Below are 11,206 nucleotides of genomic sequence, written 5' to 3'. Positions count from 1 at the left end.
ACACAAATATCTGGCGCGTTGGGGTACGCGACGAAGGAGCAAGCAACGGTGCCTGATCGACGGGACCGGCGGGGCCGCGAACTCGAGCGCGCCAGCGCTCCTAAGACACAGTGATGGATCCGCGCATGTCGGGGTGCAGGGTGCACATGTAGCGGTAGGTACCGGGCTGGGTGAAGGTGTAGGACCATTCGCCCTTGTCGAAGATGGGACTGTTGAGGCCCATCGCCTTGTCGCCGATGCCCTGCACGTTGTGCGGGACCTTGTCGGAGAACTTCCAGGTCACCGTCTCGCCGACCTTGATGGTCGCGTCGGCGGGGGCGTATTTCATGTTGCCGACCTCGACCGTGAGGTTGGTCGGCGCGTGCTGTTGGGTGGTCGTGGTGGTGACCGGGCGGGGTTTGCGGGTTGTGGTGGTGGCGGCGTTTCCCGAGTCGCCGGAACAGCCGGCGGACAACAGGGCGGCGGCCACGACTAATCCGGCGGCAAACCGGGCGGATGCGGCGCGGTGACGAACCATCGACATGGGTGTGGAGCGTAGTCTGCGAGCGACCCCGGGCCGGTCGGCGGCCCGTTTTCGGGCGGCTGGGAGGCGACTATGTCGGATCGACGTGGCTACTACACCGTCGACGAGGTGCGGGCGGCGGAAGCCGAGCTGTTCACGCGGGTGCCCGTGGGAATGCCGATGCGGCGGGCCGCCTTCGGACTGGCCGGGGTGGTTGTCGACGAATTGCGGTCGCTGACCGGGGGCGTGGTCGGGCGAACCGTCGGACTGCTGGTGGGGTCGGGGGACAACGGCGGGGATGCGTTGTGGGCGGGGGCCTTCCTACGGCGTCGGGGCGTGCGGGTGTCGGCTGTTCTGCTGAATCCTGAACGGGCGCATCGGGAAGGGCTTGCTGCGTTGCGGGCAGCTGGGGGCCGGGTGGTCGATCGGCTCGATGGTGTCGATCTGGTGATCGATGGGATCGTGGGGATTTCCGGACGGGGGCCTTTGCGGCCCGGGGCGGCGGAAGTAGTTGCTGCCCTGGATGTTCCGATTGTCTCGGCAGATCTGCCCAGTGGGGTCGATCCGGATACGGGGGCACTGGATGGGCCCGCGGTGACGGCGGATGTGACGGTGGCGTTCGGTGCGTACAAGCCGGTACATGCGTTGGCTGTGCCCCAGTGTGGGCGAATTGTGTTGGTGCCGATCGGGTTACGTCTTCCAGAGGCTGGGCTGGTACAGCTCGATCCGGGAGCGGTGGGGGCCGGGTGGCCGGTGCCGGGCCCTGCTGACGACAAATACAGTCAGGGAGTGACGGGGGTTTGCGCGGGCAGTGCGAAGTATCCGGGGGCGGGGGTGTTGTGCACGGGCGCCGCGGTGGTGGCGACCTCGGGGATGGTTCGGTATGTGGGGTCCGATACCGCGGTATTGGAGAAGTTTCCCGAAGTTGTCGCCAGTTCGTCGATTTCGGAGGCCGGGAGGGTGCAGGCCTGGGTGTTCGGGCCGGGGGGTGGCACTGATCCGGGGGCCCGGGATCGGTTGGCCGAGGTGCTGGGTACTGATCTGCCGGTGTTGGTGGACGCGGACGGGTTGACGATTCTTGCCGAGGAACCGGGGCTGGTTCGGGGGCGATCCGGGGTGACGGTGCTGACGCCGCATGCGGGGGAATTCGCTCGGCTGACCGGTGGTGCGGTGGGGGCGGATCGGGTGGGGGCGGTGCGAAGGCTGGCTGATGAGTGGGGTGTGACGGTTCTGCTCAAGGGCCGGGCGACAGTTGTCGCTTCGCCGGGGCAGCCGACGCTGGTCAATGACGCAGGTGGGGATTGGGCGGCTACGCCGGGGTCGGGGGATGTGCTGTCGGGGATCATCGGGGCGTTGCTCGCCGCGGGGTGTGCGGCGGGGTGGGCTGCGGCTGCGGGGGCTCGGGCACATGCGTTGGCGGCGAATCTGGCTGCTCATGAGGGTCGGGCGGCGGGGGCTCCTGTTTCCGCTACGCCGTTGCTGGGGCATGTTCGGGGCGCGGTGCGGGTTTTGCGGGAGGTTGGTGGGGACGAGGGTTGGTAGCCCGGGACGAAGCCGAGCAGTGGTCGTCCCAGGACGCCCCACGTATGGCGGATTCGGCGGGTCCTGGCACGATCGGGGGTGTGAATGCGCAAGTGGAGACGGTCGTCGACTTGGATGCCATTGCTCACAATGTGCGGGTGTTGCGGGAGTACGCGCACGGGGCTGCTGTGATGGTGGTGGTCAAGGCTGACGGGTACAACCATGGGGCGGTGGAGGTGGCTCGGGCCGCGTTGGGGGCGGGTGCTCGGGAGTTGGGCGTGACCACCGTGGGCGAGGGGCTGGCCTTGCGGGCGGCGGGGATCACGGCTCCTGTGCTGTGCTGGCTCAATACTGTCGACGCTGATTACGCGGGTGCTGTGGCGGGCGATCTCGAGATCGGGGTGTCGTCGCTGGCGCAGTTGCGGGCGGTGGAGCGGGCCGCGGTGGCGGCGGGGCAGACCGCGACGGTGACGTTGAAGGTGGATACGGGGCTCAACCGCAACGGGGTGTCGGTGACCGAGTATCCGCAGGTCCTGCGGGCTGTGCGGGGGCTCGTCGACGCGCAGGTGGTGCGGTTGCGGGCGATCTTCTCCCATCTGGCGCACGCCGATGAGCCGGGGCATCCGATGGTGGATCGGCAGCGGGATCGGTTCGTCGAGGCGATCGCGCTGGCCAAAGAGCACGGTCTCGAACCCGAACTCGTTCACCTGTCGAATTCGGCGGCCACCTTGACCAGACCAGATCTGCGGTTCGACATGGTCCGGCCGGGTATTTCGGTGTACGGGCTTTCGCCCATTCCGGAGCTCGGACAATTCGGTCTGAAGCCCGCGATGACATTCCAAGCGGAGGTCGCGTTGGTGAAACAGGTGGCGGCAGGGGAAGGCGTGTCGTACGGGCACCGGTGGATCGCACCGCGCGACACCACGATCGCGCTGGTGCCCGCGGGATATGCCGACGGCGTATTCCGTTCGCTCAGTGGACGTTTCGAGGTGTGGTTGGGCGGGGCCCGGCACCGTAATGTCGGACGGGTGTGCATGGACCAGTTCATGGTCGACCTCGGCGACAACGCGGGCGGCGTGCGGGAGGGCGACCGCGCGGTGCTGTTCGGCGGCGGCGCGGGACAGCCACACGCGCTCGACTGGGCGCGGGCGCTGGACACGATCGATTACGAGGTCGTCTGCGCGCCGCGCGGCCGGGTGGTCCGCCGCTACGTGGGTACCGGCCGATGACCCGGCGCACGGTGATCCGGCGCGGTGGCCTGGCGACCGCGGGCCTGCTCGCGGGCCTCGCCATCGCCCACACCTTGCGCCAGATCGGCGCGCGGGTGATGTGGCCCGCCGAACGCGACGAATACCGCGACGAGAACTTCGCCCTGATCGACGAGGACGAACCGGGCATGGTGCTCGCCGACGACGGTGTGTCGCTGGCCACCCGCACTTTCGGCGACGACTCCGCCGAGGTCACGATCGTTTTCGTGCACGGCTTCTGCAACAGCATGGAGTCCTTCCACTTCCAGCGCCGCGATCTCGCGCGGCAGTGGGGGTCGCGGGTGCGGATGGTGTTCTTCGATCTGCGCGGACACGGACGCTCCGGCACACCGAGTACCGAGAGCTGCACGGTCGCCCAGCTCGGCCGCGACCTCGCCACGGTGATCCGTGAGTGCGCGCCGACAGGACCGGTGGTGCTGGTCGGGCATTCGCTCGGCGGAATGGCCGTGCTCGCGGCGGCCGCGCAGTTCCCCGAACTGTTCGCCACGCGGGTGCGCGCGGTCGGGCTGCTGAGCACCGCCGCCGCGGAGGTGACCGCGACCGGGATCTCGCAGCTGGTTCGACATCCCGCGGTCGACGGCTTCCGGCTGGCGGTGCGGACCGCGCCGACACTGGTGCAGTTCAGCCGCAGCGCGAGCAAGCACGTGGTGACGCCGATCCTGCACGTGAGCTCGTTCCACGGTCCCGTGAGTCCGACGCTGTCGCGCTTCACCACGATGATGATCGACCGCACGCCCGTCGGCACCATCGAGAAGTTTCTGAAAGCGATTGAGTTGCACGACGAGTCAGCCGCATTGCCCGTCCTGGGCGAGCTGCCGGTTTTGATTCTGGGTGGTGCGCACGACGTGGTGATCCCGTTCCGCAATTCCCGCGAACTGGCGGCGGAACTACCGGGCAGTGAACTGGTCCGGGTGCGTGAGGCGGCGCACATGCCGCACCTGCAGTTCCCCGAGGTGAGCCTGGCCGCACTCGACCGGCTGCTCGCGCGGGCGGGAATCATCGGCAGCCGCGGCGAGGAGGCCGTCGGTGGCTGACCCACACCAGCGCGTTCTCGACACTGTCGAGGACACCGAAGCATTCGGCCGCGAACTGGCGGCCACCCTGCGCCCGGGTGACCTGGTCGTACTCGACGGCCCGCTCGGCGCCGGTAAAACCGCGTTGACCAGAGGAATCGCCGCCGGACTCGGTGTCGCGGGCCGGGTCAGCTCGCCGACGTTCATCATCGCGCGGGCGCACAAGGCCGGAGTGCGGCCGGACGGCACGCCCGGGGTGGCGATGGTGCACGTCGACGCCTACCGCCTCGCGGGCGACCTCGACGAACTGGACTCGCTCGACCTCGACACCGACCTGCACCACGCGGTCGTCGTCGTGGAATGGGGCAAGGGGGTCGTCGAACACCTCGCTGACCGGCACCTGCGAGTGCAACTCGCCCGGGAGCCGGAATCCGATGTGCGCACGGCGATCTGGGAATGGATCGAATAACGCGCGATCATGCGCGCACCGGTGCGCGCCGAGCGCCGATACCACCCGGTATTGTTGAGACAATCATGCTCGTACTAGCAGTCGACACCGCGACACCCGCCGTTACAGCGGGATTGGTGCACCTGTCACCTGCCGGTGAACCCGGCACCCGCCCCGCCGTGGCGACGCTCGCTGCCCGCGTGAAGGTCGACGCCCGCGCGCACGCCGAGGTCCTCACCCCGCAGATCCTGGAGTGTCTAGCCGCGGCGGGGGTGCGCCGCGACGAGCTCGACGCGGTCGTCGTCGGGCTCGGACCCGGACCGTTCACCGGGCTACGCGTGGGAATGGCCACCGCGGCCGCCTTCGGTGACGCGCTCGGGTTACCCGTGCACGGGGTGTGCAGTCTCGACGCCATCGCCGCCGACACCATCGGTGAGAAGCGAGATCCCGGCGAGCTGTTGGTGGTCACCGACGCGCGCAGGCGCGAGGTGTACTGGGCCAAGTATCTGAACGGGGCGCGGGTCGCCGGTCCCGAGGTGAACAAGGCTGTCGACGTGCCGGTGGGTGACGCCGCGGCGATCGCCGGGTCGGCCGCGCACGTGGACTTCTTCGATCTGCCGGTGCTGCCCAGCGAGACGCCCTCGCCTGCCGGGCTGGTCACCGTCGCGGCGCCGGCGTTGCTGGCGGGAGAGACACCGCAAGCGCTGGTGCCGTTGTATCTGCGCAGGCCCGATGCGGTGGAGAACAGCTTCCGAACCCTCGACCGGACCGGGGCGTGAGTGCCGTGACCGAGTACCTGATCGCTCCCATGACGCTGCCCGACATCGACCGCTGCGTCGAACTCGAGCACCTGCTGTTTCCCGAGGACGACCCGTGGCAGGCGGTGTCGTTCCGGTCCGAGCTGGCCGGCGGGCACAACCGCTACATCACCGCGCGCACCGCCGACGGCGTGATGGTCGGCTACGCGGGCATCGCGCTGCTCGGTGACGACGCCCATCCCGAGGCCGAGGTGCACACGATCGGCGTCGACCCGGATTGTCACCGGGGCGGCATCGGCACGCTGCTGCTCGAAGCGCTGCTGGCGACGGCGGCCGAACGCGGCGGGCCGGTGTTCCTCGAGGTGCGCACGGACAACGCGCCCGCCATCGCGATGTACGCCAAGCACGGGTTTCACATCATCGGGCTGCGCAAGAACTACTACCACCCCAGCGGGGCCGACGCGTACACCATGCGCCGTCCGGAACTCACCGCCGCGGCCGATGAATGGGCCGCGCGCGGCCGGCAGGACGAGGTGTTGTCGTGATCGTCATGGGGATCGAAAGCTCGTGCGACGAAACGGGAGTCGGCATCGTGCGCCGTCATTCCGATGGCTCCGTCGAGCTGCTCGCCGATGAGGTGGCCTCGAGCGTCGACCAGCACGCCCGCTTCGGCGGCGTGGTGCCCGAGATCGCCTCGCGCGCACATCTCGAGGCGATCGTGCCCGCGATGCGTCGTGCGCTGGCGACCGCGAGGATCAGCAAGCCGGACGCGCTCGCCGTCACCATCGGGCCGGGGCTGGCCGGTGCGCTGCTGGTGGGGGTGGCCGCGGCCAAAGCCTATGCGGCGGCGTGGGACGTGCCGTTCTACGCGCTCAACCACCTCGGTGGGCACGTGGCGGTCGATACGCTCGAGCACGGGCCGATGCCGCCCGCGGTGGCGCTGCTCGTGTCCGGTGGGCATACCCACCTGTTGCAGGTCACGGATCTGGGTGAGCCGATCACCGAACTCGGCAGCACCGTCGACGATGCCGCCGGGGAGGCGTTCGACAAGGTCGCGCGGCTGCTCGGTCTCGGCTATCCCGGTGGGCCAGCCCTCGACGCTGCCGCCGGCTCCGGTGACGCGCGGGCGATCGCCTTTCCTCGCGGGATGACCGGGCCCCGTGACGCGCGCTACGACTTCTCCTTCTCCGGTCTCAAGACCGCGGTGGCCCGCTATGTCGAGGCCGCGCAGCGTCAGGGCATCACGCCCGACCAGCTGCCGATTCCCGATATCGCCGCGTCCTTTCAGGAGGCGGTGGCGGATGTGCTGACGATGAAGGCTGTCCGGGCGGCGACCGACGTCGGCGTCGACACGATCGTTCTCGGCGGCGGCGCCACCGCGAACTCGCGCATTCGATCACTGGCCGAAGAGCGGTGTGCTGCGGCGGGTTTGACGCTTCGGGTGCCCAAGCCGCGGCTGTGCACGGACAACGGTGTGATGATCGCCGCGCTGGGCGCGCATGTGATCGCGGCGGGCGCGCAGCCTGCGGAACTGACTGTCGCCACCGATCCCGGGCTGCCGGTCTCGGTGAGCGCCCTGCGCGGCTAGCGCCCGTCCTGCCTGGTCGCACGCCACCCTGAAGAACCCGCCAGCGGTCCACCCGGCGCGGTGCGCGCGTTAATCGGCTGGAGGCAACGGGATTTCGTCGGTCGTGGTGGCCGACGGAATCGGGAGGGTGCTGTTGGCGGGGGCCTGCGTGGGCGAGGTGTTGGGGGTGGAGGGACGCTGTCTGCCGCCACCGGAGGAGCCGCTGTCCAGGGGGCCGAGCGGAGACTCGGGGTAGGGAATCTGCGGGAGGTTCGGATCGGGGCGCAGGGTGGGGGCCGTTGTCGAGGTGGGCGCGGAGGGCGTGGCGGCGCTCGTGCTCGGCGCCCCGGTGGTGGCATTCGGTGCTTCGGTCGCGGGCGGTGCCACGGTGGCGCCGGTGCGTTCGGTGCTCTCGCGATTGGCGGGGGTGGGTGCCGGGGAGGGCACCGGCGGTAACGGGGATTGACGCACGGTGCTGCTCGTGCCGGCGGGAGTCACATCGGGAGCGTCGGGTGACACTGCTTGCACGCCGTAGCCGATCACCAGGCCGACCACCACGACCGCGCCGACGAGGGTGCCGACGACCTTGGCGAAGGTGCCACTCGGTGCGTCGGCGTGCCCACCGCCCGGCAGTCCGGACGGTGCCGCGGCATCGGCGACCAGCGCCGCGCCCTTGGCGATGACGGCCTCCGGGTCGGGCACGGTGAGCACGGGGACGTCGAGGCGCGATTCGAGAATGTCGATGACACACGGGATATTGGCGCAACCGCCGATCACGGCGACGGCGTCGGGGTACTTCGGCGCGCGGGTGAACACCGACGACGAGAACAGCGCGATATTGCGCAGGAGGCCGTCGATGAGCTCCTCGAAATCGGGACGGGTGAGCTCCAATCCCTGTCCCGCTACATGATCGATGGTGACGACGGGTGCCAGCGACAGGTGTTCCTTGGCCGCGCGACCGCGGTTGGTCAGTGTGGTGCGGTTGGGCCGGGTGCCGCGTCGGGCGTAGTGCAGGTCGACCAGGTGGTGGTAGATCAGCTCGTCGATCGCGTTGCCGCTCAGCGTCGGCGTGCGTTCGGTGTGCAGCACCACGTTGTCGGTGTAATCGGCCACGGTGACGGTGAGTCCGGTCGCGCCCAGGTCGATCACGGCGACGGTGGGGTAGCGGTCGAGCAGTCCGGTGTGGCGCAGATAGGCGAGGGCGGCGGCGCCCTCGGTGACGAGCCGCAGATCACGGTGGCGCGTGGTGGCGGCCCGAATGGCTTGTGCCTGTTCTTTGTTGCGGTAGGCGACGGCGACGCTGGTCGGTGGACGTGATCGCGCTGAGTCGGCGCGACGGTGGCCGCCGGAGTAGCGCCCGAGCGGTTCGCCTGCCATCGCCACCTGTGACACCGGCAGCTGGGTGGTCATCAATTCGATCGAGGACGACACGAGATCGCCGAGGTCGGAATGTGCCTCATCTGCGGAAACGACCCGGTAGTCGAAAGTCTGCTCGCCCGCGGGCCCCGTCGCGACCAATGCCGAGCACACCACCTCGTTCCCGGCCGAGATGCCGAGGGATGTTCGCATGTTCACCTCCCTTCAAGCCGATGGTGCTCTCCGAGCGGATGGCGCCTTCCTGTGCTATGTCACAGCCTGTTATGCGAACGTTACAGATTGTGGCAGGCGATGTGAAGATCACTGGCCAGTGTGGGCGTGTCGAAAATGCGACGTCGGCAGAACCCGACCTTGAGTGCTGGCACTCTCGCGTATAGAGTGCTAGTCGGCACGTACTAGATGGGCATTGCGTAGCTGTACTAGTGCCAAGTCGACTTCTGGGCTTCGGCTCCGGCACCCGCGACGACGGGGCTGTGCGCAGGGTCGCGAGCTGACCGAAACCCGGTCCGGGACACCAGTTCCGGACAACCGAATTTCCCCTGAAAGTGGAGGGCTCAACGTGGCGAGCGTGAACATCAAGCCGCTCGAGGACAAGATCCTCGTCCAGGCCAACGAGGCCGAGACGACGACGGCCTCCGGCCTGGTCATCCCGGACACGGCCAAGGAGAAGCCGCAGGAGGGCACCGTCATTGCCGTCGGAGCGGGCCGCGTCACCGATAAGGGTGACCGCATCCCGGTCGACGTCAAGGAAGGCGACGTCGTCATCTACAGCAAGTACGGCGGCACCGAGATCAAGTACCAGGGTGGGGAATACCTCATCCTCTCGGCGCGCGACATCCTGGCCGTCGTCACCAAGTAAGGCCAACGCCGCATCAGCGTTCCGCCCCGGCGTCTTCACAGGCCCGGGGCGGATTGCGTTCACAAACAGGAGCTGAATCCTCTTATGCCCAAGCAGATCGAGTTCGACGAAAAGGCTCGCCGGGCTCTGGAACGCGGTGTCGACAAGCTGGCCGACGCCGTCAAGGTGACCCTCGGCCCCCGCGGCCGGCATGTGGTGCTGGCCAAGGCTTTCGGTGGCCCCACCGTGACCAACGACGGTGTCACCATCGCGCGTGAGATCGACCTCGAGGACCCCTTCGAGAACCTCGGCGCACAGCTCGTCAAGAGCGTCGCCACCAAGACCAACGATGTCGCGGGCGACGGCACCACCACCGCCACCGTGCTGGCCCAGGCGTTCGTGCGCGGCGGCCTGAAGAACGTCGCCGCGGGCGCCAACCCGATCACCCTCGGCCAGGGCATCGCCGCTGCCGCCGAGAAGGTGTCGGAGGTGCTGCTCGCGCTGGCCACCCCCGTCTCCGGCGAGAAGGCCATCGCCCAGGTCGCCACCGTTTCCTCACGTGACGAGGAGATCGGCGAGATGGTCGGTAAGGCGCTCACCACGGTCGGCAAGGACGGCGTCGTGACGGTCGAGGAGTCCTCGACCACGAACACCGAACTCGTCATCACCGAAGGCGTGCAGTTCGACAAGGGCTACCTCTCGCCCTACTTCCAGACCGATCCCGAGACCCAGCAGGCCGTGCTCGAGGACACCTACGTCCTGCTGCACCGCGACAAGATCAGCTCGCTGCCCGATCTGCTGCCGCTGCTCGAGAAGATCGCCGAGTCCGGCAAGGCCGTGCTGATCGTGGCCGAGGACGTCGACGGCGAAGCGCTGTCGACCCTGGTGGTCAACTCGATCCGCAAGACCATCAAGGCCGTCGCCGTGAAGGCGCCGTTCTTCGGTGACCGTCGCAAGGCGTTCCTCGACGACCTTGCCGTCGTCACCGGTGGCACCGTGATCAACCCCGATCTCGGCGTCACCCTGCGCGAGGCCACCATCGAGCAGCTGGGTCAGGCGCGTCGCGTCGTCGTCACCAAGGACGAGACCGTGCTGATCGACGGCGCGGGCTCCGACGAGGACATCAAGGGCCGCAGCGCGCAGCTGCGTCGCGAGATCGAAGCCTCGGACTCCGACTGGGATCGCGAGAAGCTCGAAGAGCGGCTGGCGAAGCTGGCCGGTGGCGTCGCGGTGATCAAGGTCGGCGCTGCCACCGAGACCGCGCTCAAGGAGCGCAAGTACCGCGTCGACGACGCGGTGGCCGCCGCCAAGGCCGCGGTCGAGGAGGGCATCGTCCCCGGTGGTGGTTCGGCGCTCGTGATCGCCGCTGCCGCACTGGGCGAGCTGCGTGACTCGTTCGCCGGTGACAAGGCCGTCGGTGTCGAGGTGGTTCGCAAGGGCCTCGAGGCGCCGCTGTACTGGATCGCCACCAACGCCGGCCTCGACGGCGCCGTCGTGGTCGCGAAGGTCTCCGAGGGCAAGGAAGGCTTCAACGCCGCCACCCTGACCTACGGCGACCTGCTCGCCGACGGTGTCGTCGACCCGGTCAAGGTGACCCGCTCCGCCGTGGTGAACGCCGCCTCGGTCGCGCGGATGATCCTGACCACCGAGAGCGCCATCGTGGAGAAGCCGGCCGAGGCCGACGACGACCACGGCCACCACGGTCACTCGCACTGATCGGGTAAACGGAAGGCCCGCTGCTGATCATGTGATCGGCGGCGGGCCCTTCTTGTTTGTTGGAGCGCTGGCGCGCTCGAGTCGCGGCCCTGAGGGGCCGCCGGGATTCCCACCCCGCTTGCGACAAACACGACCACCCCCCGGCGGCCCACCCCCCCCCCCCCCCCCACCGGCCCCATAAAGGGCCCAGCAACCAAG

At 68.8% G+C, this 11,206-nt stretch carries 11 protein-coding genes; 9 read left to right on the top strand and 2 right to left on the bottom strand.

Going from position 1 to position 11,206, the window contains the following annotated elements; translation table 11 throughout:
- Window positions 1–100 precede the first annotated feature (100 nt).
- The gene (locus ACFQ9R_RS34350; RefSeq protein WP_378996949.1) at window positions 101–523 is read right to left on the bottom strand and encodes a plastocyanin/azurin family copper-binding protein; all 423 of its coding nucleotides are present in this window, start codon (window positions 521–523) and stop codon (window positions 101–103) included.
- A 72-nt stretch (window positions 524–595) separates the two neighbouring features.
- On the opposite strand from ACFQ9R_RS34350, the gene ACFQ9R_RS34345 reads away from it, so the two are divergent.
- The 7 genes from ACFQ9R_RS34345 (at window position 596) to tsaD (ending at window position 7,098) form a co-directional block, all read left to right on the top strand.
- Window positions 596–2,044 (top strand): bifunctional ADP-dependent NAD(P)H-hydrate dehydratase/NAD(P)H-hydrate epimerase, encoded by a 1,449-nt coding sequence (locus ACFQ9R_RS34345; RefSeq protein WP_378996947.1) that lies wholly within the window; start codon window positions 596–598, stop codon window positions 2,042–2,044.
- A 44-nt stretch (window positions 2,045–2,088) separates the two neighbouring features.
- Entirely contained in the window at window positions 2,089–3,252 is a 1,164-nt protein-coding gene (alr, locus tag ACFQ9R_RS34340; protein ID WP_378996956.1) for an alanine racemase, read from the top strand.
- Window positions 3,249–4,325 carry an alpha/beta fold hydrolase gene (locus ACFQ9R_RS34335; RefSeq protein ID WP_378996945.1) on the top strand — a complete coding sequence of 359 codons (1,077 nt, stop codon included), beginning with the start codon at window positions 3,249–3,251 and terminating at the stop codon, window positions 4,323–4,325. The genes alr and ACFQ9R_RS34335 overlap by 4 nt, the downstream gene beginning before the upstream one ends.
- A complete protein-coding gene (gene tsaE, locus ACFQ9R_RS34330; RefSeq protein WP_056818220.1) occupies window positions 4,318–4,773 on the top strand; it encodes a tRNA (adenosine(37)-N6)-threonylcarbamoyltransferase complex ATPase subunit type 1 TsaE in 456 nt (151 codons plus the stop codon). The genes ACFQ9R_RS34335 and tsaE overlap by 8 nt, the downstream gene beginning before the upstream one ends.
- A 65-nt stretch (window positions 4,774–4,838) precedes the next feature.
- The gene (gene tsaB / locus ACFQ9R_RS34325) at window positions 4,839–5,531 is read left to right on the top strand and encodes a tRNA (adenosine(37)-N6)-threonylcarbamoyltransferase complex dimerization subunit type 1 TsaB (protein ID WP_378996942.1); all 693 of its coding nucleotides are present in this window, start codon (window positions 4,839–4,841) and stop codon (window positions 5,529–5,531) included.
- Between the two features lie 29 nt (window positions 5,532–5,560).
- Window positions 5,561–6,055, top strand: a complete 495-nt coding sequence (gene rimI / locus ACFQ9R_RS34320; RefSeq protein WP_378996954.1) for a ribosomal protein S18-alanine N-acetyltransferase — start codon at window positions 5,561–5,563, stop codon at window positions 6,053–6,055.
- Window positions 6,052–7,098, top strand: coding sequence for a tRNA (adenosine(37)-N6)-threonylcarbamoyltransferase complex transferase subunit TsaD (gene tsaD / locus ACFQ9R_RS34315; protein ID WP_378996940.1), 1,047 nt, complete (start codon window positions 6,052–6,054; stop codon window positions 7,096–7,098). The genes rimI and tsaD overlap by 4 nt, the downstream gene beginning before the upstream one ends.
- A 69-nt stretch (window positions 7,099–7,167) precedes the next feature.
- Here the strand turns inward: tsaD and ACFQ9R_RS34310 are convergent, their stop codons facing one another.
- Window positions 7,168–8,646: an Hsp70 family protein gene (locus ACFQ9R_RS34310; protein ID WP_378996936.1), complete on the bottom strand. Its 1,479-nt coding sequence runs from the start codon at window positions 8,644–8,646 to the stop codon at window positions 7,168–7,170.
- Between the two features lie 367 nt (window positions 8,647–9,013).
- On the opposite strand from ACFQ9R_RS34310, the gene groES reads away from it, so the two are divergent.
- The gene (gene groES, locus ACFQ9R_RS34305) at window positions 9,014–9,313 is read left to right on the top strand and encodes a co-chaperone GroES (protein ID WP_056818214.1); all 300 of its coding nucleotides are present in this window, start codon (window positions 9,014–9,016) and stop codon (window positions 9,311–9,313) included.
- A gap of 84 nt (window positions 9,314–9,397) precedes the next feature.
- Window positions 9,398–11,008: a chaperonin GroEL gene (gene groL, locus ACFQ9R_RS34300; RefSeq protein ID WP_378996934.1), complete on the top strand. Its 1,611-nt coding sequence runs from the start codon at window positions 9,398–9,400 to the stop codon at window positions 11,006–11,008.
- Window positions 11,009–11,206: the final 198 nt, after the last annotated feature.

The sequence above is a fragment of the Nocardia sp. NPDC056541 genome (assembly GCF_042794235.1).
GTDB lineage: Bacteria > Actinomycetota > Actinomycetes > Mycobacteriales > Mycobacteriaceae > Nocardia.
This window is presented reverse-complemented; position numbering and strand designations above follow the sequence as displayed.

Excerpts from the sequence above, each read along its gene's own strand:
- ACFQ9R_RS34350 (WP_378996949.1), bottom strand. The coding sequence starts at position 523 with ATGTCGATGGTTCGTCACCGCGCCGCATCCGCCCGGTTTGCCGCCGGA.
- ACFQ9R_RS34345 (WP_378996947.1), top strand. The coding sequence starts at position 596 with ATGTCGGATCGACGTGGCTACTACACCGTCGACGAGGTGCGGGCGGCG.
- alr (WP_378996956.1), top strand. The coding sequence starts at position 2,089 with ATGGCGGATTCGGCGGGTCCTGGCACGATCGGGGGTGTGAATGCGCAA.
- ACFQ9R_RS34335 (WP_378996945.1), top strand. The coding sequence starts at position 3,249 with ATGACCCGGCGCACGGTGATCCGGCGCGGTGGCCTGGCGACCGCGGGC.
- tsaB (WP_378996942.1), top strand. The coding sequence starts at position 4,839 with ATGCTCGTACTAGCAGTCGACACCGCGACACCCGCCGTTACAGCGGGA.
- rimI (WP_378996954.1), top strand. The coding sequence starts at position 5,561 with ATGACGCTGCCCGACATCGACCGCTGCGTCGAACTCGAGCACCTGCTG.
- ACFQ9R_RS34310 (WP_378996936.1), bottom strand. The coding sequence starts at position 8,646 with ATGCGAACATCCCTCGGCATCTCGGCCGGGAACGAGGTGGTGTGCTCG.
- groL (WP_378996934.1), top strand. The coding sequence starts at position 9,398 with ATGCCCAAGCAGATCGAGTTCGACGAAAAGGCTCGCCGGGCTCTGGAA.